Source organism: Paenibacillus sp. FSL P2-0121 (assembly GCF_037975345.1).
In the GTDB taxonomy this organism is placed as follows: domain Bacteria; phylum Bacillota; class Bacilli; order Paenibacillales; family Paenibacillaceae; genus Paenibacillus_AQ; species Paenibacillus_AQ odorifer.
Map to the genome: position 1 here is coordinate 2,584,281 of NZ_CP150245.1, position 22,740 is coordinate 2,607,020.

General features: G+C 44.5%; 23 protein-coding genes, 1 tRNA gene and 1 pseudogene. 15 read left to right on the forward strand and 10 right to left on the reverse strand.

The window, feature by feature from the left end:
- Nucleotides 1-16: 16 nt before the first annotated feature.
- On the forward strand, nt 17-1,015 hold the full coding sequence (locus tag MKY54_RS11250; protein WP_248549246.1) for an ATP-binding cassette domain-containing protein: 999 nt from the start codon (nt 17-19) through the stop codon (nt 1,013-1,015).
- Here MKY54_RS11250 and MKY54_RS11255 read toward each other — a convergent pair.
- Nucleotides 1,006-1,575 carry a TetR/AcrR family transcriptional regulator gene (locus tag MKY54_RS11255; protein ID WP_076309873.1) on the reverse strand — a complete coding sequence of 190 codons (570 nt, stop codon included), beginning with the start codon at nt 1,573-1,575 and terminating at the stop codon, nt 1,006-1,008. The two genes, MKY54_RS11250 and MKY54_RS11255, sit on opposite strands and share 10 nt — an antisense overlap.
- A gap of 163 nt (nt 1,576-1,738) precedes the next feature.
- On the opposite strand from MKY54_RS11255, the gene MKY54_RS11260 reads away from it, so the two are divergent.
- The 3 genes and pseudogenes from MKY54_RS11260 to MKY54_RS11270 all read left to right on the forward strand — a co-directional run bounded on the left by MKY54_RS11260 (nt 1,739) and on the right by MKY54_RS11270 (nt 3,728).
- Complete coding sequence (locus tag MKY54_RS11260; RefSeq protein ID WP_339190485.1) at nt 1,739-2,677, forward strand: 2-dehydropantoate 2-reductase N-terminal domain-containing protein; 939 nt, start codon at nt 1,739-1,741, stop codon at nt 2,675-2,677.
- A 27-nt stretch (nt 2,678-2,704) separates the two neighbouring features.
- A complete protein-coding gene (locus MKY54_RS11265) occupies nt 2,705-3,346 on the forward strand; it encodes a histidine phosphatase family protein (RefSeq protein ID WP_076191382.1) in 642 nt (213 codons plus the stop codon).
- A 15-nt stretch (nt 3,347-3,361) separates the two neighbouring features.
- Nucleotides 3,362-3,728 (forward strand): annotated as a pseudogene (locus MKY54_RS11270) (methyltransferase domain-containing protein).
- 71 nt (nt 3,729-3,799) lie between these two features.
- Here the strand turns inward: MKY54_RS11270 and MKY54_RS11275 are convergent.
- Nucleotides 3,800-3,895: a sporulation protein YjcZ gene (locus tag MKY54_RS11275; protein WP_081383126.1), complete on the reverse strand. Its 96-nt coding sequence runs from the start codon at nt 3,893-3,895 to the stop codon at nt 3,800-3,802.
- A gap of 112 nt (nt 3,896-4,007) precedes the next feature.
- A complete protein-coding gene (locus MKY54_RS11280) occupies nt 4,008-5,408 on the reverse strand; it encodes an RsmB/NOP family class I SAM-dependent RNA methyltransferase (protein ID WP_339190487.1) in 1,401 nt (466 codons plus the stop codon).
- Between the two features lie 157 nt (nt 5,409-5,565).
- Here MKY54_RS11280 and MKY54_RS11285 point away from each other — a divergent pair, with 157 nt between their 5' ends.
- From MKY54_RS11285 to MKY54_RS11295, 3 genes are read left to right on the forward strand one after another with little or no spacing between them, the layout of a single operon-like run.
- Nucleotides 5,566-6,702 carry a glycosyltransferase family 4 protein gene (locus MKY54_RS11285; RefSeq protein WP_036689393.1) on the forward strand — a complete coding sequence of 379 codons (1,137 nt, stop codon included), beginning with the start codon at nt 5,566-5,568 and terminating at the stop codon, nt 6,700-6,702.
- Between the two features lie 6 nt (nt 6,703-6,708).
- Complete coding sequence (locus MKY54_RS11290) at nt 6,709-8,061, forward strand: DNA repair exonuclease (protein ID WP_339190489.1); 1,353 nt, start codon at nt 6,709-6,711, stop codon at nt 8,059-8,061.
- On the forward strand, nt 8,051-11,290 hold the full coding sequence (locus MKY54_RS11295) for an AAA family ATPase (RefSeq protein WP_339190491.1): 3,240 nt from the start codon (nt 8,051-8,053) through the stop codon (nt 11,288-11,290). The genes MKY54_RS11290 and MKY54_RS11295 overlap by 11 nt, the downstream gene beginning before the upstream one ends.
- On the opposite strand, the gene MKY54_RS11300 is transcribed toward MKY54_RS11295, so the two are convergent.
- Nucleotides 11,277-12,398: a hypothetical protein gene (locus MKY54_RS11300; protein ID WP_076143264.1), complete on the reverse strand. Its 1,122-nt coding sequence runs from the start codon at nt 12,396-12,398 to the stop codon at nt 11,277-11,279. The genes MKY54_RS11295 and MKY54_RS11300 overlap by 14 nt on opposite strands.
- Before the next feature lie 196 nt (nt 12,399-12,594).
- Between MKY54_RS11300 and MKY54_RS11305 the strand changes: the two genes are divergently transcribed.
- The 3 genes from MKY54_RS11305 (at nt 12,595) to MKY54_RS11315 (ending at nt 13,920) form a co-directional block, all read left to right on the forward strand.
- Entirely contained in the window at nt 12,595-13,167 is a 573-nt protein-coding gene (locus MKY54_RS11305) for a xanthine phosphoribosyltransferase (protein ID WP_038569895.1), read from the forward strand.
- 101 nt (nt 13,168-13,268) lie between these two features.
- A complete protein-coding gene (locus MKY54_RS11310; RefSeq protein ID WP_036689410.1) occupies nt 13,269-13,586 on the forward strand; it encodes a hypothetical protein in 318 nt (105 codons plus the stop codon).
- A 115-nt stretch (nt 13,587-13,701) separates the two neighbouring features.
- Nucleotides 13,702-13,920, forward strand: a complete 219-nt coding sequence (locus MKY54_RS11315) for a hypothetical protein (protein WP_036689413.1) — start codon at nt 13,702-13,704, stop codon at nt 13,918-13,920.
- A gap of 96 nt (nt 13,921-14,016) precedes the next feature.
- Here MKY54_RS11315 and MKY54_RS11320 read toward each other — a convergent pair whose 3' ends face one another.
- On the reverse strand, nt 14,017-14,463 hold the full coding sequence (locus MKY54_RS11320; RefSeq protein ID WP_051491615.1) for a hypothetical protein: 447 nt from the start codon (nt 14,461-14,463) through the stop codon (nt 14,017-14,019).
- Nucleotides 14,464-14,645: 182 nt separating this feature from the next.
- Between MKY54_RS11320 and MKY54_RS11325 the strand changes: the two genes are divergently transcribed.
- Nucleotides 14,646-14,729 (forward strand) — tRNA-Leu (locus MKY54_RS11325).
- A 218-nt stretch (nt 14,730-14,947) separates the two neighbouring features.
- Here the strand turns inward: MKY54_RS11325 and MKY54_RS11330 are convergent.
- The 4 genes from MKY54_RS11330 to MKY54_RS11345 form a co-directional block, all read right to left on the reverse strand.
- On the reverse strand, nt 14,948-15,106 hold the full coding sequence (locus tag MKY54_RS11330; protein ID WP_339190494.1) for a hypothetical protein: 159 nt from the start codon (nt 15,104-15,106) through the stop codon (nt 14,948-14,950).
- Nucleotides 15,107-16,518: 1,412 nt separating this feature from the next.
- Nucleotides 16,519-17,202: a hypothetical protein gene (locus tag MKY54_RS11335; RefSeq protein ID WP_076219465.1), complete on the reverse strand. Its 684-nt coding sequence runs from the start codon at nt 17,200-17,202 to the stop codon at nt 16,519-16,521.
- Complete coding sequence (locus tag MKY54_RS11340) at nt 17,202-18,092, reverse strand: ABC transporter ATP-binding protein (protein WP_076280938.1); 891 nt, start codon at nt 18,090-18,092, stop codon at nt 17,202-17,204. Before MKY54_RS11340 ends, MKY54_RS11335 begins: the two co-directional genes overlap by 1 nt.
- The gene (locus MKY54_RS11345; RefSeq protein WP_036689422.1) at nt 18,089-18,460 is read right to left on the reverse strand and encodes a GntR family transcriptional regulator; all 372 of its coding nucleotides are present in this window, start codon (nt 18,458-18,460) and stop codon (nt 18,089-18,091) included. The genes MKY54_RS11340 and MKY54_RS11345 overlap by 4 nt, the downstream gene beginning before the upstream one ends.
- A 199-nt stretch (nt 18,461-18,659) precedes the next feature.
- On the opposite strand from MKY54_RS11345, the gene MKY54_RS11350 reads away from it, so the two are divergent.
- On the forward strand, nt 18,660-19,469 hold the full coding sequence (locus MKY54_RS11350) for a class I SAM-dependent methyltransferase (RefSeq protein ID WP_076280937.1): 810 nt from the start codon (nt 18,660-18,662) through the stop codon (nt 19,467-19,469).
- Here MKY54_RS11350 and MKY54_RS11355 read toward each other — a convergent pair.
- Nucleotides 19,461-20,708 carry a S8 family peptidase gene (locus MKY54_RS11355; RefSeq protein ID WP_339190496.1) on the reverse strand — a complete coding sequence of 416 codons (1,248 nt, stop codon included), beginning with the start codon at nt 20,706-20,708 and terminating at the stop codon, nt 19,461-19,463. The two genes, MKY54_RS11350 and MKY54_RS11355, sit on opposite strands and share 9 nt — an antisense overlap.
- Nucleotides 20,709-20,874: 166 nt before the next feature.
- Between MKY54_RS11355 and MKY54_RS11360 the strand changes: the two genes are divergently transcribed.
- The 3 genes from MKY54_RS11360 to MKY54_RS11370 all read left to right on the forward strand — a co-directional run bounded on the left by MKY54_RS11360 (nt 20,875) and on the right by MKY54_RS11370 (nt 22,722).
- Nucleotides 20,875-21,246: a hypothetical protein gene (locus MKY54_RS11360; RefSeq protein ID WP_081383124.1), complete on the forward strand. Its 372-nt coding sequence runs from the start codon at nt 20,875-20,877 to the stop codon at nt 21,244-21,246.
- A 197-nt stretch (nt 21,247-21,443) separates the two neighbouring features.
- Nucleotides 21,444-22,145 (forward strand): hypothetical protein, encoded by a 702-nt coding sequence (locus MKY54_RS11365; RefSeq protein ID WP_076304824.1) that lies wholly within the window; start codon nt 21,444-21,446, stop codon nt 22,143-22,145.
- 25 nt (nt 22,146-22,170) lie between these two features.
- The gene (locus MKY54_RS11370; protein ID WP_076280935.1) at nt 22,171-22,722 is read left to right on the forward strand and encodes a GNAT family N-acetyltransferase; all 552 of its coding nucleotides are present in this window, start codon (nt 22,171-22,173) and stop codon (nt 22,720-22,722) included.
- The last annotated feature ends 18 nt before the right edge of the window (nt 22,723-22,740 follow it).

The window sequence follows — 22,740 nt, forward strand, 5'->3', positions numbered from 1 at the left end:
AGAAGGAGAATTTCACTTGGACATTATTACCGTCAAGAACTTAACCAAGCAATATGAAACCTATCACCGTGGACAAGATGCAAAAAGCGTATTTAAAAGTCTGTTTCACCGTGAAAAATCGATCATTACCTCTGTAGAAGATCTTTCGTTCAGTGTTGGAAAAGGAGAAATCATTGGCATTCTGGGTCCAAACGGTGCGGGTAAATCTACGACTATTAAAATGCTGACAGGCGTTCTCTATCCTACCTCGGGCGAAATAAATGTTCTAGGGTACAACCCTCATAAGCAGAAAAATCAATATGTAAAACAAATCGGGGTATTGTTCGGACAGAAATCGCAGTTAATATGGGACATACCCCCTTTGGATAGCTTTTATATGAACAAGGAAATCTATGATATTCCTACGAACGACTTTCGTACAAGACTAGACCGATTTGTAAACATGTTTGAGATTGGCGATATTATCACTAAACCCACACGAACCCTTTCCCTGGGAGAACGAATGAAATGCGAGTTTATTATGGCGATGCTTCATTCACCACCTGTGGTTTTTTTGGATGAGCCGACGATCGGGCTGGATGTGATAGCTAAACAAAGAATCAGAGAATTCATTAAGCAAATGAATCAGGAAGGCACCACATTTATTCTGACAACACATGACTTGGAAGATGTAGAGCGTTTGGTTCAAAGAGTACTTATAATTCATCAAGGGAAAAAAGTATATGACGACAAGTTTTCTGAACTTCGACTGCATCTGGGCGCCAAAAAAGTAGTTAGGCTTTCAGCCGCCACAACTATTGGAGATATTGATCTGCCTGGGACTCTGATATCGGAAAGAATATCGGATTACGAAGTGGAGCTGCTGATCGATACCGAGCAATGTAAAATGGGCGAGTTTCTGCATATTCTTAGCGAAAAGGTAGAGATCCTTGATATATCTATTAAGGAGATTCCCATTGAAAAAATCATCAGCTCCATTTATGAGATGGATACGGGAGAGCATATTCAAGCTTGAGAACGGATCATCTGCAGATTTAGATCGACCATGGACCATAACTTTTCAGTGATCTCTTTTGCAGAGCAAGGATTACTATGAGTAAACCACCATTCAATCACTCCGACAGTCGCCGAACTCAAAAATTGCACAGATATATCTTTACTCAGCTCATCCAGGTTAAAATTGTTTTCTAAAAATTGTACCTTAATCTGCTCATTTATCATTTCTTGTAATTGGTTTCTAAAGGAGAGTAAAGCTTTGTTTCTTAATAAAGTCTTATAAAAGAGAGCATTCTCCTCCAATTGTTCCAGCGTGCGGAGCAATGACGCCTTCGAGGGATTAGGTTCGGTTTCATCCTCCACTGCGGAGCAGCTTTCGATTAGTTGCCGGAGCTGAGCCTCCAGACATTTATCCATCAGATCGTATTTATCCGCATAATGGGAATAAATCGTTCCGCGGTTTACATCAGCGCGCTCTGCGATTTCGTTGATCGTTATTTTTTCAAAATCTTTTTCAGCCATCAGTTGAATTAATGCATTCATGATGGCTGTTTGGTTTTTTTTAATTCTTCTGTCCATGGTAAGACTCCCTTTTTATTAAACAATGTATTGTATTCTGTTGAAAAATCAACAAACCCGATCAAACTAACGATTGAACCCTACCCGAGATGTGATAATCTGATTTTATCGAACAGTTGATCAAAATTCAACAAATGTCTAAAAAGGGATAGAGGAGTTAAATATGAGAGTTTTAGTTTTTGGAGCGGGAGTATTAGGCAGCTATCTTGCACATGTTCTAGTGCGTGGGGGAAATGATGTCACCATGCTTGCCAGAGGAAAGCGAGCAGAGCAATTGACGAAAGACGGACTTGTGCTTCGCCATTATTTTCAAATTAAAAACACTGTGGATACAGTAAAGGTCATCTCTACGCTTCGATCCGATGATCTCTATGATCTTATTTTTGTTGTTATGAAATATAATGATTTTCCATCTGTGCTACCTATTCTAGCTGAGAATCAGAGTCAGAATATAATTCTTGTGGGGAACAATGGCGATGCTCTTGGCATGCAAAAGGCTCTCCAGGAAATGAGCAATGTGAGGAAAAATATACTCTTCGGATTTCAGCTTAGTGCAGGAATTCGGGAAACGAGCGGTCGTGTTATCAAAATACACGCAGGAGGGCAAATGGTACTTGGCAGTTTAGACGGTGAGATCTCAATAAAACACTTACTGGAAAAAGCGTTTGAGAACGCTAAGTATAAGCTAACTTATCATGAGGATATGGATGCTTGGCTCAAAAGTCATATCGTGCCTATAGTGGCTTTGAACTCCCTTAGTTATCTGCATGACGGGGATTTGAAAAAGGTATCCAAAGATAAGAAGCTATTAAAACAAGCCATTTCAGTAATGGATGAGGGGTTTCAAATCATGGAGCAATTAGGTTATACTGTCACTCCAGCAGGGCAAGTTAACTTTGTTCGAAAGCACAAGCAGGCTATATATTATGGTCTGACAATAATTCATAAATTACCGTTTATGAAATTAGTGGACGGTTCTTTCAGCGAAATAGCAGCTTTGTTTGATTCATTTGATATTTTGAAGCAACAAGCAAACATCGCAACGCCTAATTGGGATCAACTTAAAAAACAAGCGTTTTCGAAGTTTAATGCAAATGTATAACAATCTTGTTCAGGAGGTATACAATCGATGGCTATATATTTTATAAGGCATGGAATAGATGAAGAAGGCTTTCGTGGGGGTTGGAGTCAACGTGGACTTGTAGTAGAGGGATATAGACAAGCCGAACGTCTTGGATATTATCTTAAGGAAAATCAATCTAGCTTTAACATAACCCGTATTCTTTGTAGTGATTTGCAACGTGCGTTAGATACAGCAAATGAGATCGCCAGAGAGCTTAATTTGCCTGTTGAAAGCAGCCAGTATTGGAGAGAAACGAACAATGGTGTAATCGCTGGAATGCCCCATGAAATCGCAAATGAACGATACCCGGGTCTTTATTTCTCGGCTTTAAGAATGGATGAGAGATTTCCAGGAGGAGAAAGTCCTCAGGAATTTTTTACGCGAATAAGTTCAAGTTTCTCAAAACTATGTAATGAACTGGAGAGTACTGATCCAAATGAAAATGTAATTATGGTCACTCATGGTGGCGTAATTAATGTTATATACCATATTTTAAAAGGGCTAACGTGGACGAATAAGAATGCTCATTTCCCGACTTCATATACTAGTATTCATAAAATAGAGTATCAAGCAGATAAGTGGGCAGTTACAGCAGAAAATCTTACGGAACATATATCAAGGGATCAGGCTGCTGGTATGGCCAATTGATTGGGAGGTACAAATATGGGTTTATTGAATGCGCTGATTGAGCAAGCCAAGAATCCTAGAGGGTTCGTAGGAAATATCATGATCAAAATCATGAATCAGGCACATACCAGCATCACCGTTCAACGATGGATTTTTTGGGACGATCACAGCGATTCAGACGCATTATTTCTGGCCGGACCTCGAACAAGATATAATTGAAGCATTTAGGGTGCTGATAGCAGGCGGTACATTTGTTATTATTTCTGAGATCTATAAAATCAATTATCATATGAAGCAATTCACTAAGAACGAAGAGATGGAGCAGTTATTACGGAAATCGGGCTTTCAGACGGTAAATATTCACGAGAATAACAAATGGAGATGTTATGTCGGAAAGAAATAAAGCGGCCGCACCGCCCCAAAAAAGGACGACACAGCCGCTTCGTTTCACCAGCTAATTAAGCCGGGAAGGTTTTAAACAAACAACGAACGGGAAATGATGACCAGCAAGATGAAAAGTACCAAAATCGCTCCGGTCGAAGTGAAAGCTCCTCCTTGAAATTCACCCATGATTTATTCCTCCTCAACTTATGTCTTCTTCTCAATTGCTGTGACTGGTGTCGCAGCTTTCTGAGATAATGACATCATATGCCGAAGAGGGCCTGTTGCACTGGTCTATGGCCTATTGCTCGTCAATATGGGCTTTTAGGATACGTAATCCTTTAGGGAGATGATTTTTAAGCTGGCCTAAACTCGCCTTGCCCCAACTAATTGGCAAACCATCTAAAGTTACAAGCGTCCATCCATGTAATTCGCTGGGGACAGGCAGGCTTTCACCGCGGAGCCAAGCATGTATTTCCGGGCCCTCACTGCTGAGATCAAAGCTTCGTGACGCTTGTAGGGGCTGAAGTGCCATAGCTAATGCATGAGCAGGTTCAATCCGATTTTTCTTCAAATGGGCAATATGTAGTCCAGCTCGTGGAATACGCAGTCCGTCCAGCAGCCCGGTATGGAGGTTGCCATTAAAGGATTCTGGCAGCAAATAAAGAGATTCACCGAAGAGCAGGGGTACACCTTGGCATGACAGACCAGGCAGTTCTACCGCAGCCCAGTCTTGAAAAAGCTGGTAGGCATCACGTACAGAAGAATTAGTTTTTGGGTTGTTTTTGCTTCGGCGTTTTTTGGCGTTGCGGTTGGCATCGTCATTCACGGATACAGTGTCAATTTGCTTACGCAGGAGTGCTACAAAGTGACCTTCGCCCTTTTCTAAATGCGGCCAAAGGCGTTTGCAGGTGAGTAGTTCCATATCGGGGTAACTAGCCGTCAATCGAGCAATGGTTTCTTCATTCTCTTGACGGTTAAAGGTGCAGGTAGAGTAAGCTAAAGTACCCCCTGGTTTAAGCATAAGGTAGGCGTCTTGCAGGATATCCCATTGTCTCGCAGCGCACATAACTACATGAGCAGGAGACCATTCTTGAATGGCTTTTGGATCTTTTCGGAACATGCCTTCTCCAGAACATGGAGCATCCAGCATAATTCGGTCAAAAGCTTGCGGGAAACGCGCAGATAGCTGTTCTGGAGTTGCACAGGTTACGAGGGTATTCTTAATGCCCAGACGTTCAACGTTCTCTGCTAGAATTTTTGCGCGTTCCGGATGGATTTCATTAGAGATTAAGAGGCCTTGTCCCTGCATTAAACCAGCGATATGCGTAGTTTTACCTCCAGGGGCTGCTGCAAGATCGAGGACTGTTTCACCGGGTTCAGGTGCCAGCAGTTCAGCTGCGGACATTGCGGAAGGCTCCTGAATATAATATAGTCCAGCGGCATGGTAAGGATGTCTGCCTGGTCGAGCGGGCTCATCATAATAAAACCCGCCCTGGCACCATGGGATAGGTTTCAAATTAAATTGTGAGACTGTACGGTCCACCGCAACTTGGCCTATGGCTGAGGTGCTTTTTAGCGGATTAAAGCGCAGTCCTTGAGTTCGTGGTGCTGAATAACTTTCTAGAAAAGCATCTGCCTCTTGCCCCAGCATTTCTTTAATAGATGCGGTGTAAGAGGCAGGCAGCTGTTCTTCCTTCATAGCTCATTCTCCTTTTTCTTAGTTGCTGTTTCATGTTTATACCGATAAAATCAAGGTATGGGGAACGTAATCGTACCTGAAATTCTACATATATTCAACTATATCATAATTGCCAAGTCTTACAGTACACAGGGCAATTGTAAAGGGGATGTACCATATGAATTTGCTGCAAGCGCTCTTCTTCCCGCCGGAGCAACCCGGTGGGGTATCATCTATGATCCCTTATCTTCAGGAAAGATTCCGTTCAAGCCGTTGGGAGATGGATTTGTTTTGGCTGCCTAAGCGGATTCGCAATAAGGGGCATGAGGAAGTAATATTCGAGACGTTTGATTGGACGCAGTATGGAGAAAGTCCGATCGTTCAGAAATATATTCAGACCTATCGTGATTATTTATGGTGGACGAAACTGCGGATGAGTAAGCCCTATGATCTTATTCATTCCCATCATCCGATTGCTGGCTTAGCAATGAAAAAAGTGTTCCCTGATACTCCATTAATTCATACCCTGCATTCCAGTTACGAGCGAGAATTGATTTTAAATGGAGCGATTTCAGAGGATGGCTTGGAGCATCGTTTTCTAGTCTCACTTTATCGTGAACTTGAGCATGTTAGTGATCGATTAATGACGGTGTCGCGATCTTTTGCAGATTATGTGGCCCCTTATATTATTGATCCTTCTAATATAGGTGTTATTCCGAATGGTTTTGATGAAAAAAGATTTAAGCCTGTTCCGCATGATAATGCTATTCCGCAGCTAGTGACCGTGACACGTCTGGTTCCGGCTAAAGGAATAGATATATTACTCAAAGCTTGCGCGGAGCTTAAAAATCGCGGCCATGAGTATGTACTGCATATTATTGGCGACGGTCCTTCACGTGCGGATCTGGAAAAGATGGCCCAACATTTAGGGATCTATAATGAAACGATCTTTTACGGATATACGCTGCACCCTGAAGAATTCATGCCATTCTTTGATATTTTCGTATTGCCCTCTCGGGCGGAGGCGTTCGGTTCAGTGTTTGCGGAAGCGGCACTTAGCTGCCTGGCTTTAGTGGGGACAAATGTGGGCGGAATACCGGAGCAGATTGAAGATGGTGTGAATGGTTTATTGGTCAGTCCTGACGATGAGATTGCTCTTGCTGATGCATTAGAGAAGGTGATATCTGATCCGGCTTATCGTTATGAGCTTTCGCGCTCCGCATGGGATAAAGCCAAAAGCCTATATTCGTTGACACGAGTTGCTAATGAACTTAAAAAAACCTATTTACAGTATCCTTCAGGAACGAAAGGGTGAGCACCTATGATTCCATTTCGCTTTCTGCATACTGCTGATTTACATCTGGATAGCCGTTTTGCCGGGCTGGCGCATATTTCGCCAGCCATTCGTGCTTATTTACGTGAGTCTACCTTTGCCGCCCTCGGGCGGCTTGTCCGCGTTGCGATCCAAGAGAATGTTGATTTTATTGTCATTAGTGGAGATGTGTATGATGTTTCAGATGCATCATTACAGGGACAGCTGCGATTTCAGGAAGCGCTCAAAGAACTCGGTGAGCACGGGATTCACGTGTTCCTGATTCATGGCAACCACGATCCGCTTGACGGACTGCGTCTGACAACGGAAATGCCAAAGCATGTTACCGTATTTGGTGGAGAGAAGCCAGATCACGCTACAGCTTGCCGCCGTATAGATGGCCAAGAAGTTGCCATCGTTAGTGGAATCTCTTACCCAACGGCGAAAGTGACGAACAACACAGCAGTAACCTTTTCTCGTAAACCTGGCAGCCGCCTGTTTCATATTGCGATGCTGCATGGCAATGTAGACGGTGATTTGCTGCATGAGACCTATTCTCCTTGCAGTCGCAGGGACCTTATCGAACGGGGGTTTGATTATTGGGCGCTTGGACATATTCATAAACGTAGTGTACTGCATGAGAAGCCTGTGATTGTATATCCAGGCAATATACAAGGGCGCAGCATTAAGGAAACCGGAGCTAAAGGTTGTTATATTGTGGATGTAGATGAGGCTGGAAGATCCACTCTGCAATTTCATGAACTGGATTTCGTTCGCTGGCAGGTTAGAGACTTATCTATAGAAGGATTAAGCAATGAAGCAGAATGGATACAGAAAGTGGAGCAGGTTATTGAAGACATCCGCGCGGAGCTCCCGGAGCTCATGTCGGTGGTCAGATTTCGTCTGATTGCGCGAGGGGACGTACATAAAGTATTGGCTGAAAAAGGGGCAGCAGAGGATTTGCTGTCTGAACTCCAGCGCCGTGAGGCGATTAGGGCTGAGCGTAAAGATTACAAAGGGCTTGTCTGGACGGAAGGGTTCGCTATAGAGTCCGGTTTAGCTATTGATCGCCAACGCTTATTGGAAGAGGATAGTTTTCTTGGAGAAATGCTGCGCATTGCAGAGCATACGGAACATTTCCCGGAAGCGCTCGAAGAACTATTAAATAGTGCGCTTAAACCGCTATTGGAGAATCAGGAGCTGCGAAAGCTGTTGTCTATGACTAGTCAAGAAGAGAAATTGAGCTGGCTACGTGGTGCAGCAGAGCAGGGAATCACGATGCTTGGCGGGATGGATGATACTGTTGAAGCGGCGGAAAGTCTTTCGTATCAACAAGCCGGAGGGCAAAACGATGAGAATTGAACATTTGCATATCAATGGCTTCGGGCGTCTTCACAATCGAGAGATTCATTTAACGCAGGGAGTGACCGTACTTTATGGGCGTAATGAAGCAGGAAAAAGTACGACACTGCAATTCATACGCTCTATGCTGTTTGGAATTCCAAGCCGTGGAAATCCCTTGGAAAGGTATGAACCTTTGCAAGGCGGATTGCATGGGGGAACCTTGAAGATACGTGACAGTAATGATGGTTTGTGGACCATTCGCCGTTTTGCTTCAGGTGCTGAGGGATCAGGAAGAAATGAAAAGCTTAACATTACAGTAAATCATCCAAATGAAATGACTCAAGAGCTGGGACAAGCTGAAATGGAACGACATTTACTTGGGGGGATCTCTAGGAGTATGTTCCAGCAATTGTTCGCAGTTTCACTGGACGAGCTGCAGGAGCTTGCTGCCCTTCAATCTGAGGAGATGAGCAGCTTTCTTTTTCATGCAGGTATGGGCGGTGGCGGTGCAATCATGCGCGCGGAACGCCGTTTGGTGCAGGAAGCTGAGAAGCTGTACAAACCTCGTGGCAAGCTGCAAGAAGCAGCAAAAGTTGTGCAAGCCATAGAAAAGCTTGAGCGACAAATGGTTGAGAGTCGTTCTTATCTTCCGCGATATAACGATAATATAGTGGCATTGAGGGTAACGGAGTCGGAGCTAGATGAATTGGAGCAACAGCGCAAGCTCACTGGAGAGCAGCTAGTGATGTTTCGAAAAGCACAGGAAGTCCGTGAGCTGTGGTTAAAGTGGAGCGAGGCTCAGCTAGAGCTGCAAGGATTGCCATTGATTTCAGCCTTTCCTGAAGAAGGAGCAACTCGCTTTCAGGCGTTTGAAGGAGAAATTCGGAATGCACAGGGATCAGTAGTACGTTATGAACGTCTTCTAAGCGAGCTTACTATTGAACTGGCAAAGAACCCTCCAGATGAAGTATTAGCAGCACAGGGGCCTGTTTTAGAGCGGCTGGACCGGCATCGGAGCAGTTACGAGAACCGTAGAACGGAAAGACAGCGGCTTGAGGGAGAATTAACGGCGCTGAATGAGCATTTGCGGCGAATTCTGCGCGGCATTGATGTGAGCTGGGGCCCTGCAGAGCTGACTTCGTTCTCTGGGACAGCGGCGGATCGTGAAGCTGCACGGAAGTTTGCGGCGGCGTTCGCTAGTTATGACCGCCGCATGGAGGCGGAGGGTGCAACGCGGCAGTCGTTGCGCTCCCGTTTGGCCGCTGCCTCAGCGTCGCTCCAAGCAGCAGAACGGGCGCTGGCGCGTGAGCACGCTACCGGCGCGGAAGCTTTTGCGCAGCTGGCTCCGCGCAGCGCCCGTGAAGTGCTGCAGCTGTGGGACGAGCTGCAGCAGGCGGCCGAACGCTGGCGCGAAGCGCAGCTCAGCGAAGGGCCAGCGCGCGGCGCCGGAAGTGACGGCCTTGGCGCGAAGCGCATGGCCGCGCTCTACCGGCGCCTGCTGTGGGCTGGGGCAGCACTAACCGTGCTGCTGCCCGCAGCGCTGTGGCTGACCGGTGCTCCGCCGGCCAGCGCCGTGCTTGCGATCGGCCTGCTGGGCGCGGCCGATCTGGCCCTTTGGGCCGGCTTGCGCGGAGCGCGCCGGGTGGAAGCGTCCCCGCCAGAGCATGGCGGGGACGTCAGCGCAGCCGCAGCCGAGATGCTGCGGCTGCGGGGGCAGCTGCTCTCCGGGGCGGAGCCGGAGAGCGTTGTGCCGGGGCGGCGGACGGCCGCCCCGGGGTCCAGCCCTGACGCAGGCGGGCTGGAGGCCTCCATGAGGGAGCTTCGCAGGCTCATGGAGGCTTGGTCAGCTTGGCGGCAGCGCATCGAACGCTATGCCGCCGAGCGTGATGCCTGCCGCACGGAGCTGGAGACGCTGGCAGGCCAAGAGAAGCTGCTCGCTGAAGAAATGCACCGGGCGGAGGCGGCATTCACGGAAACGGCTGAGCAATATGAAGAATGGCTTTGCCAACGCAGGTTGCCTGAAGGATTATCTCCTGAAGGGCTGCCGGATATTTTTGCTATGGTTGAACAAGGGAATGAGCTGCTGCGCCAAGAGAATAAACTCTCCTTACGATTGAAGGAGCTGGAAGCAGAATGTAACATGTTTGAGGAGGAGCTGCTCGCTCTTATTTATGAGTCGGGTGCTGATCTTGGCGACGAGTCTGGTGTAGCGGCAGCTGGCTTTGAAATAGATCCGCAAGAGGGGAAACGAGTATCTGCATTAACCTTACTAAGCTGGCTGGAACTGCGAAAAAGAGCATGGGATGATCTGAAAAAGGACTTGATTCGCCGGGAAACTATGCAGTCAAGATTGCAGGATGTGGATGAAGAACTCAAGGAGAGCCACAGGATATTAGGTGAGCTGAGAGAACATCGTGAGCTTCTGATACAGGAAGGCGGGGCGACTGGTGGAGAGGATTTCTTACGCAGGTCAGCAGCTGTGCAGCGGCGCAGTGATCTGAATAAATCGATTCGCCAGTGGGAGCTTGCTATGTTCGGTGGTTGGGAGGAGGAGCGGGTTGCTGCTCTGCTGGAATTATTAAATCATCATGATGCGGAAGCATTGCAGCTGGAGCGGTCATCGGCTGAAGAATTGATGGAACGGCAGGAAGAGGGTTGGAACACCCTGCTGGAGCAACGAGGCAAGCTGCTTCAGGAAAGGGAGTATTTGAAGGAGCGCTGCGTGGAGGATTCCGTTATTCAGCAACTGGAAGAGCAGAGAGCAGCCTTGCGGATCGTGGCTGATAAATATGCAGTGGCAGCGATAACTGCCGAACTAATCGGGCGAACTCGCCGTGTGTATGAGCAGGAGAAGCAGCCACAGGTATTACTGCTTGCCTCAGATTATTTCTCCAAGCTGACGGAAGGGGAATACAAAAGGGTTGTTATGACACTAGGGCATAAAGAGCTGAAAGCTGAACACAAGGACGGGGGACTGCTGGACAGTGGACTGCTCAGCCGAGGGACGGCAGAACAGCTGTATCTTGCCATCCGGCTGGCATTGGCAGAGACCATGTCACGGCAAGTATCGCTGCCGCTGTTATTCGATGATCTCTTCGTTAACTTTGATGAGTCTCGTCTTCATGCTGCGCTTGGACTTCTTGGAGAACTGTCGATCTCCCGCCAGATTGTGATGATGACCTGTCACAAGCATGTGGCGGAAGCGGCAGCACGTATGATTCCTACAGCAGCGGTTATTTCCGTGTAGTTCGGGTGATTGGTTTTACGGATACGAGACTGTTCCCCTTCTCCTTTGAGTTCGATGAAGTATTAATACCTGGTGGAGAGGACCATGGTGTTCGTAGCAGTTTGACAGCCCAGACCAGTGATAAACCTCCGAAGATTGGGTAGAACACGGAGAGCAGTGAACTAAAGCCGAACTGGCTCAGTAAATAGCAGACCAACATCAGAAGAGGTGTGATTAGTGCAGTTGATAGGGGAAGCCGTTGCTTAAGCTGTACAGCTACTCCATAAATATCGGCGACAAAAGTGCTGAAGATCTCCAAAAAGATCAGCAGCAGATATATAGTTTGCACTACAGTACCCAACCGGACGGCGATGCTGCCCATCGGAATTTCAAACTTGAGAATCCCTGGCATCTGTGAGCTCATTGCGAAATGTGCGGCAATCAACATAAAACCAATCCCGGTACCCCCAATAATACCGCCCCATACAAGGGATTTTTCTTCCTCTGTGTGACGAGCCATAGGGACTAAAACAGCTTGTGCCATCCCTAAATTAAAGGCGGTGTAGAGCAGCGGTGACATCCATGCCCCAAAGAGAGAGCGATCGTTATCAAGGAACAGGAACCGTCCAGCTCCCGGAATTTGAAAAGTATTAAAAATAATGATAAGTGACAGAGTAAGCATTAAAGGAACAACAATACTGTTCATTTGCAGAATACCGGAAATCCCTCGTTTTAGCAGAAAGTATGAACCAAGCAATGTGATAAGTAGTCCAGTCTGATAATGAAGTCCGAGATGCTCCTGAAAAATAGCGCCGGCCCCTGCAAGCATAATACTGTTTACTCCGATCAGGACGACCATCGTGAACAAACTGATGGTGCTTCCGACCTGTTCCCCGAAGAGGTGACGGTTAAAGTCCTCATAGGATTCCGCTTCTATTCGCCGAGCAATGACCATCATTTTTGTACCCAGCCATATGAACAATATAGTTGAGAGCAGGATGGTCAGGACTGCCCAGTGCCCGTAACGTGTGAAAAATTTTAATATTTCCTGCCCGGTGGCGAATCCGGCTCCTACAATGGTGCCAATATAAGTGAAAGCGATCTGTAATGTTCGGACATGTGATTTCATGGCTCCCCTCCTAATAGTTTTACGAAGCTAAAGAAAAATCATAACGAGTGCTATGCAGGATAACCTTGTGTACTCTGTATAGTACAGGTTATGATGAGGATCAGTAGGACATGACTTCCGTCGTAATTGCTTTATGATCAGTGATTAATTTGTACGGAATGTCTGCGATTATAAAGGGTATTGGAGGTTCAAAGTCATGGAAGTGTTGAAACAGCGGATTTTGGAAGAAGGTGTCGTCGTTTCGGATGAGGTGCTGAAGCTGGATGCACTGCTAAATCATCAGGTTGATCCACAGCTTACGATGGAAATGGGACGGGAGTTTGCCGGGAGGTTTGCGGACTCAGGAATTACACGTATTGTGACCGTTGAATCCTCGGGCATTGCCGTGGCATTTGCCACCGCGTATGAATTAAAGGTGCCGCTAGTTTTTGCACGCCGCAAAAAAACACTGTTAGCTGATCCGGATGCGCTTTGCGAAAGAGTTCCGTCTTTTACAAAAGGTATCGTTACCGATATTATGTTGTCTCGCCAGTTCATCTCTCCAGAGGATAAAATCCTCTTTATTGATGATATTATTGCCAATGGTGATGCAGCGCGTGGATTGATTAAGATCATTCAACGTTCTGGCGCTGAGCTAGTTGGTCTTGGTGTTGTAGTAGAAAAAAGCTTTCAGGCAGGGGCTCGGACGATCAGAGAGCAAGGCATTCGTCTGGAGTCACTCGTAAGAATTACCTCTCTAAATGGAGGCACCATCGAATTTGGGGAATAGCCTAATTGGCAATAAGAACAGGCCTATTTTTTAAACAACTGCTTTTCACCCTATGGATTTTCCTTTATAATAAAAATTAGACATAGGGAGGAGGCGTCACAATGGGGAAAGAACCGGTGACTGAACAATTTTTTATTGATAAATTAACCGAGGCCAAGGATCATTTCGAGCGTGCGCTGGATTGCAAACACACGGAATTCGACGATCTGTATCCCTATATGATTGAACATCCTCAGTTTTTTTGGTACAAACGCTATGTAGCCTGGTCAGAGCTTCTGACAATCAAAGGTTTGTGCGAAGAGTTATCCTTCCCGTGGAGGGAGAAATTCACAACTAACCAAGTGGAGTATCTGGAGCAACGTGTGATGTCCGCTAAAGTTCTTGACTTCTGGTTTGAGAAGAATGAAGCGCTGATATAAGAATGCTTTAGTAGACATGCAAGTCGTTAATTGCCTACATGAGACCCAGATGATTTATCATTTGGGTCTTTTTTCTGAAACTAAATAGGACAAGCTATGACAGGAGGGATGAATGATGATTAGCGATGAGCAATTGGATGCCTACCGGATTTCCGGTGAGAAAATTCGTGTAGTGCGTGATGGCTTGGAAAGTAACGATGTAAAAGGGATAGTTCTTGCTTGGGATGATTCTCAGGTGATGATACGTCGTCAGAATAGACGAGTAGTGAAGCTGGATCGCAATTATTTATTCCAGCCATTTAGTGAACCAAGACAAGATCCGGATAATATATAATCTTCACAGTAATAATTTTCGCAGTAATAATCTTCATAATACAAAACAGCTCCTCGCCCTACTGGGCGGGAGCTGTTTCTGTAATATCATTTGGGATTATATAGTTAGAGCTAGTTCAGACGCATTCTCTTCTCTGGAGAGTATGGAGAGTTCTGTGGACAGTCCAAGATACGCGCGCATGCGCAGCATCATTTCTCTACGGAAGCCTGGCCATAATATATTCATCTCTCCTTGAAATCCTCTGCAGGAATATAAGGCTTCGACTCCTCGCTGATCTTGGCGAACGGTAGTAATCTTCAAATCATGGGAGCTCAGCTCGCGCGTAACCTCTTGAAGCATTAGTGACGTCTTCTTTGTGGCACCAGATACGAGCTCCATATATAGCTGAGGGGTCTTAAACAGGCCGCTTCTACTGATTACACGGCAGTCACGTTCGAACACTTTATGAATAAACGTTAGCAGCAAATAGCTTCTGACCAGGGACAGTTCTTCTTTAGTTACTTCTTCATCAATAATGGATGTGTTTAGCTTTGTAGTCGCCATTATAAATCACCTCATTTATATTATGCGAACTTTTGTTCTCATTATACCTTATATTCGGCAACAAAAGCAATAATTATCCATAAATTAATGAATGATAAGAAAACGGCGAAAATATATTGACGTTGGATTCTCAGCGTGGTATGATCTATCTTGTGACCGCAATAAGCGAGTCATTATAATACGCGGTCATGGCGGAATTGGCAGACGCGCTGGCTTCAGGTGCCAGTGGTAGCAATATCGTGGAGGTTCGAGTCCTCTTGACCGCATAGCTAAAAGGATTATAGAACTGCTCTAGTAGCAGTTCTATAATCCTTTTTTTATGTTTATCAGCAGACGGTAGTGCGAAAGAGGAAGGTATCCTTAAGATCCATCACCTGAGGCTAACGGACCCAGATGAAGCTATTTGCTCATTTATAGACTTTTGAGCGTAGTATCGGACCCCAGTGCAGCTATTGCATGGAAAAAGGATCACAATTGGCGTTTTTTATGCCAATAGCGACTGTGGGGTCCGATAGGAATCCAAATCTGCTTTAAAGCTGCGAATAAGGTCAATGGGGTCCGACAAGAATTCAAAGTGCTCTAATGCTACAAATAAGGTCAGTTGGCCCGATAGAATCCAAGTGTACTCTAAAGCTGCGAACAAGGTCAGTTAGTCCGATAGAAATCCGAGTTTGCTCTAAAGCCACGAATAAGATTAGCTGGGTCCGATAGAATCCAATATGCTCGAATGCTAGAAATAAGGTCAGCTAGCGTCTCTCCACGCGCAGATTGGATAAAAACTAATTTGTATTTTTGCTTCTAAGCTACTCGCCCCGCGGAGTCGTCATCATCTCCTGAGGCTTACGGATCTAGCTGAAGCTATTTGCTCATTTATCACCTTTTGAGCGTAGTATCGGACCCCAGTGCAGCTATTGCATGGAAAAAGGATCACAATTGGCGTTTTTTATGCCAATAGCGACTGTAGGGTCCGATAGGAATCCAAATGTGCTCTAAAGCCACAAATAAGATCAGCTGGGTCCGATAGAATCCAAATGTGCTCTAAAACCATGAATAAGGTCAGCGGGGTCCGATAGAAAACCAAATGTGCTCTAAGCTGTGAATAAGGTCCGCGGAGTCCGATAGCGTCTCTCCACGCGCAGATTGGATAAAAACTAATTTGTATTTTGCTTCTACGTTACTGCCCTGTGTAGTCATCATCATCACCTGATGCTAACGGACCCAGATGAAGCTATTTGCTCATTTATCGCCTTTTGAGCGTAGTATCGGACCCCAGTGCAGCTATTGCATGGAAAAAGGAACGAATAAGGCATTTTTTATGCCAATAGCGACTGTGGGGTCCGATAGGAATCCAAATGTGCTCTAAAGCCACGAATAAGATCAGCTGGGTCCGATAGAAAACCAAATGTGCTCTAAGTTACGAATAAGGTCAGCGGGGTCCGATAGAAAACCAAATGTGCTCTAAGCTACGAATAAGGTCAGCGGAGTCCTATAGCGTCTTTCCAGGCGCAGATTGGGGAAAGACTAATTAGTGTTTTGCTTCTACGTTACTCGCCCCGCGGAGTCATCATCATCACCTGAGGCTAAAGGACTCAGATGAAGCTATTTGCGCATTTATCACCTTTTGAGCGTAGCATCGGACCCCAGTGCAGCTATAGCATGGAAAAAGGATCACAATTGGCGTTTTTTATACCAATAGCGACTGTGGGGTCCGATAGGAATCCAAATGTGCTCTAAAGCCACGAATAAGGTCAGCTGGGTCCGATAGAATCCAATATGCTCTAAAGCCACGAATAAGATCAGCGGGGTCCGATAGAGCCTTCGCACACGCTGATTAGCGAAATACTAATCTGTGTTTCGACCCGTCGTTACCTGCAATAGCGAACTGCGTTTGCTTTTAAGCTACTCGCCCCGCTGGGTCCGATAGCACCATCGCACGCGCAACTATGCTCGAATCCAATAAAGTTTGTTGTCTAGATCAAAGTCTAAGACACGAAAGAAAACAGGTGCACCCGGCATGGCTTTTGGGACACACCTGTTTTTTTATAGGATAATGAATTACACTGTTGCTCTACGCAGCATCAAAAACGATAAAAGAGCGTACACAACTGTCAAAGGCATGGACCACAAAGCAAGTTCAAATGCGGTATATCCAGCAAACCAGTTGAAGAGGTCTACCCACCACTGATTATAGGTCATTAATAATACACCGAGACTGCACAGGATAAACATAGCCCCTGAGAAAATGAACAAACCGCTTCGGCCAAATCTCCGGAAGATACTGGATATCATTAGCCCCAGAAAAAACATATTAAGAAAGAGCACAAAATACATCCACAGCTGTTCTATGGCATTACCATCATTTAAATAGGGCAAATGAAAATAATGTAGTTCCAAACCCCAGCCACCCGTGAGCTTGCTTTCAATGATTGCGAGCAGGTAGAGGAGAATTGAGTAGGTGGCGCTAGTTATAATAGCCATTAAGGAAGTGCCTATGAAATAATCCGTTCTGCGTTGGCTTAGGCCCAGAGCAAAAGGGAAGGTCTGCACCAAAATGAGTATACCGGTGATTAACATATAAATGAAGATGGAGACGAGACCGCCGGTATAGATTGGTTCTTGGATGAAAGAAGCGACGATGACATTTACCAAGAAGCTGGATAACAAGATTACCCAAGGCATATACAACCATAACCACTTATCTCTGAAATGCATTTTTATCATGCCTGCCGTAGGATTCATTACACGGTCACTTCCTTTCCTAGAGATTTTTTATTTGTGAGATGAACGATTAATTGCTGTAAAGATACAGGTGAGATCTCTAAGCCTAACTTTTCAGCATGTGCGTGATCTTTCGCGTTGAAACCGATAATGGTGGCCGTAAGCAATCCGCCAAAAGACTCGCGGGAAATGACTTGTTTGCCGGCGATAAAATCTTCGATCTTCGCTGTCGCGCCGATTACCGTAACAGCTTGCCCGCGAAGGGCTTCAGCATCTTCGTTAATAATTAGCTTGCCGTTGTCGATGACGATAACATGCTCTAAAAGCTGACTTACCTCATCGATCAAATGGGTGGACAAAACAACTGTGCGTGGATATTCAGCATAATCTTCAATTAGGCGATCGTAAAACAGGCTTCTAGCTACAGCATCAAGTCCTAAATAGGGTTCGTCAAAAATGGTAAGCGGAGCACGGCTGGCTAGACCTACTACAATTCCTACAGCCGAGAGCATACCTCGGGATAGCTTTTTTATTCTTCTTTTTAATGGCAGATTGAAATCCTTGATTAAAGAGTGGGCATATTCCCGATCAAAGTTTGGAAAAAATAATTCGGATACCTCCAGTACATCGATAATTCGGTACGTGTCCGGATACCTTTGGCTTTCCTTAATGAAGCAAATCTGCCTGAGAACCCGGTTATTCTCGTATGGATGTTCACCAAATACGTTCAGGACACCACTTGTGGGGAAAAGCTGAGCTGTGATCATATGCATTATTGTGGTTTTTCCTGCACCGTTTCTGCCGAGAAGCCCGTATATCTTGTTTTTCTCCAAAGAAAAACTGAGTTCATGGATGGCAGTGACATTTCCGTATGACTTAGTCAATCCTTTGATTTCAACAACTTCATTCATGACTTGTTGTCTCCCCTCTGAATCATAATTGTTAATTGATCCAACGTAATTCCTAATTTTTCAGCTTCACGGATCATGGTTACTACATACTGTTCATAAAATTGTTCTTTTCTCTTCTCCATCAATACTGCACGCGCTCCAGATGCCACAAACATACCGATTCCTCGTTTTTTGTACAATATCCCTTGATCCACAAGCAAATTCACACCTTTCGCAGCTGTAGCCGGATTGATCTGGTAGAAAACAGCAAACTGATTTGTCGAAGGAACTTGTGATTCCTCCAGCAGTGTTTCTTCGATGATGTCATTTTCTATTCGTTCGGCGATCTGCATAAATATCGGTCGTGTATCATCCATTAAGTTTCCCATGTATTCACCGCCAACTTCATTGGTTAGTTAGTTATGTAATTAACCATATATGCAACGAAGTTAATTGTCAATATTTTTAATTATTTTGGGCTGTATCCACATAAATAAAGGCTGCCCAGAATGCTCTGGATAGCCTTTTATTTGCACAACATATCTGCTATGATTTTGTCCTTGGTAAAAAAGAAGGGGGAGTTCAGCTATGAATGATTATGGTCCGGATCTGTTCAAAGATACTGCAAGCTATTACACCAGATATCGCCCGCTATATCCGTCCTCACTGATTCGATATCTAGTGGACAAATTCTCACTTCACGGAGAGGGCCGGTTGCTGGACTTAGGTTGTGGTACTGGGCAGTTAGCGCTAAGGTTTACGGATTGGTTCGAAGAAATCATTGGCGTAGATACTGAACTAGAGATGCTAGATGAAGCAAAGCTGTTATCACAGTACAACAGGGTTGAGAATGTTAGCTGGCAACAGGGGAGAGCGGAAGAACTATCCAATGACTGGGGTTCCTTTCGTCTCATCATGATGGCTAAGGCGTTTCACTGGATGGACCGAGAATCCATACTTGAAGTTCTCTATCATAGTTTAGATGATAACGGTGGTATTGCTGTAATTGATACTTTTAATGAACAACTAGAACCGTTACCTTGGCAACAAAAGGTAGAGGAAGTAGTGAAACGCTGGTTGGGTGACGAAAGAATAGCCGGAAAAAGTACATATAAACATCCCCAAGAAAGACATGAGGATGTTGTAAAGCGATCCAGTTTTAAAGACGTTAAAAGACAGGTATTACCGAGTTATTCCATCACTTGGACTGTTGATTCGATACTAGGAAATTTGTATTCTACGTCTTATGCTTCTAAGCGATTATTTAGAGATAACTTAGAACGTTTTGAAGATGATATGAAATCAGCTTTATTAGAAATAGAGCCTACAGGTATATTTACAGAGGAATTGTCGGTTTCCGTCATTACTGCCTTTAAAAAAGAAGCGGATTTACGATAAAAACCGCGCATTGATCTCACCGCATCCTGCTGTGTTAGGACTTAGTTTAAGGCGAAACGTGTTCTTTTTTAGTATGGATTTTACTTGCTTAGGCGTAAGAGAAGGGTTCTTCTGGAGTAATTGCGCGATCACACCCGAGACGATTGGTGTTGAGACACTGGTACCGGACAGCACAAAGTAATTTTTAGCTATCCGCAAATAAGGAAGCTCGCGATCCAGCTTGGATCGTGGAGCACGAAGGGAGATGATCGTCTCGCCTGGAGCAACGAGATCTGGTTTCTTCCTTCCTCCCGGTGCGGGTCCACGACTGGAGAACCAAGTGATTCGGTCGTCCGCTTGCGTGAGCGTGCGACGGTCATCCACTGCACCAACAGTAATTGCTGAAGGACTAATCCCTGGAGATTCGATCGTACTGCGTCCCGGGCCGCTGTTTCCAGCAGCTATTACAACGTTAAGTCCGGCTTTAATTGCTTTTTCTACAGCTTGGCAGAGTGGATCATCTGAACAAGGAAGATTCACCTTACCCCCGAATGACATCGAAAGAATACGAAGATTAAGTCTTCTCCGATTCGCAATACACCATTCAATTCCTTTAATGATTGTGGAGTCATATCCATCGCCATTTTTATCTAGTACTTTGACACCTACTATCCCTGCCTCTGGAGCAGGGCTTTTGTATTTTCCTTTACTCATCCATCCGTTGCCTGCTGCATCCCCTGCGATATGAGTTCCATGGCCGTTATCGTCATAGGGCTGTTTTCTATGATTGATAAAATCTTTAAAAGCAACTATACGGTTAACAGGGCGAAACAGGTCAGGGTGACGATACACCCCTGTATCAAGAATCGCAATGTTTATTCCTTTTCCGGTAAGCCCCTTTTTCTTTTGAGCGGTTGTAGAACCAATGGATGGTGTGGCTATATTAAGGGATGTTTTTTTGACTTGATCCAAATAAATTTTCTCGATTCCATCCCAGCGGCACATCCGGTTCAAGCAGCTTTTTGAAACTTTGGATGATATCGAATTGAGCAGGTGAAGATGATGTCTGATCGGAAGGTCGTGGGATTTTAAATGCTTTTGTAAAGACTGTAGCTGGGCTGTAGTTATTTTTTGTTTGAATTTAATGATAACTGGAATGGTATTCGCTTTATATCCTGGATAATAGGAACGTTGAACTCTTTTTCTCAAGGAATGGTGCATTTTCGAATGATATTGCTCTAGCCATTTTTGACCGTTCATTAGTAATGAATCACCTCTTGAAGGTATTATATGCACTGCAGAGCTAGTGGACACGAAACTATGAAACTAGGGTTTAACATATTTTCAGATTTGTAGGTGAAAGAGAGGTCAAATCTTACGATTCTTGCATTTACTAACGTATCCTAAAAAGAAAGTGGTGAAATAAATGGCAATGATTAAAAAACCAGTTAACAAGCAAGCTGTTATGGCTAGCAAAGTTCTCGCGGCTAAAAAAGCGAAAGCAGCTGCTACAAGAAAGAAACGGAGAATTAGACAGACTCTGGATAGATTCATTGTTGTTGCTATTGGTACAAATGCAACGGGTACACCTAAAGATACTACGGGGTGGACAGCTTCATTGAGAGCTGGAACTACAACGGTTACTGCTGATTTTGACGAATTTGGTGTAGTTAGATTCCCAACAATTAGTACCTTAACATCGGTACCTTATCTTCTCACTTTAAGAGATGAGAGTGGAGCTACTATAAGAAGCTTTAACGTTCCCGCAGACCGCGAATTTTTTGTGGCTAGATTCTAGTTTGGACAAGCCAGGTCAAGTAAACAGCATGCGTCGATTTTATATCGATGCGTGCTGTTTTTTTTATTTTTCTAACTTTGATTCAATTGAGTAATTTGTTACAGACAAACAGAATGGAGGGATGCCATACTTTCAGCATCATAATTTTGGGAATATAGTACAAAAATGGACAATATATAAGGCGGGTGAAAGGTTTCGTGAAAGAAAAAGGGAATATATCAGGAATTCAATATTTTTTATTAGGAATGCTTGTATTTTTAATGTTAGGAATGGATATGTTCATCATGGGATTAGATCAATGGTTATGGGGGGATTTGTTTAATATAGACGACTTTTTTGTCAGCCCTTGGTACGTACTAGTTGTTCATTGGAGCATAGTTACCCTATTGTGGGCAGTAGGAGCTATGATGTTTCTACTTTGGTTCAGGAAGAGGAAGATGATTGAACAGGTTATATCTTTTCATTGGAGCTCTAAGGTCATTCCTTTGTTAATTGTAGCTTTTATATCAAGCTTTTTGTTCGCTGTGTTGGAATTTTGGATTAATGGGGAGAGCATTCCACAGATTTATAGAGAATATGAAAACTTCAAGTTAGAACATGGTTTTATGGGCATATGGGTTGCCTTGGTTCAAAACATATATTACATTGTGGAAGCTGTACTAGTTGTACTATTGGTTGCGCTAATGCAGCGTGCAGGAGAAGTATGGTTTAAGAATCCTTCTCTTCCTTATGGGGGAATAGGTTTAATGCTGACTTGGGGATTAGGTCATTTGACGCATGGTCTGCAAAGCGGCTTGTATATTACTGCTTTTTCTTTGGTATTTGGCTGGCTGTTTGTGAAAGCGGGCAAGCAGTGGTGGCCAAGTTTTCTGTTTATCTGGCTTGTATTTGTTTTATAATAATTAGTTTAACGGGGGGACACCATTGTACAATTCAGAGAAGAGAACAATTACTACTGAAAGATTGATTTTAAGACCTTTTGCATTGTCTGATGCACAGCGTGTCAGTGAGCTCTGCAATAATTATAATGTTTACAAAAGTACATTAACTCTACCTTATCCATACCCTATTGATTGTGCATTATCATGGATTGAAACACATGAAGTTGAGTTCAATAATGATAATTCATATGAATTCGCTATTACTGATAAAAATACAAACGAACTGTATGGTGCTATAGGTTTGAGAAATAACCGGACACACAGAAATGGCGAGCTTGGATATTGGATAGGCGAGGAACACTGGGGTAATGGATATGCTACAGAAGCAACAAAAGCGGTCATTAATTTTGCTTTTACAGAAAAACATTATCACAAAGTGTACGCCAGATTCTTTGCTTCAAATCCTGGTTCGGGACGAGTTATGCAAAAATCTGGCATGCTGAAAGAAGGCGTTTTGTTACAGCATATTTATAAAGAGAATGAGTTTGTAGACCTTATTCATTATGGGATATTAAATACGGGAGTTACTAACTAACGCTTGGATTTCATGCAC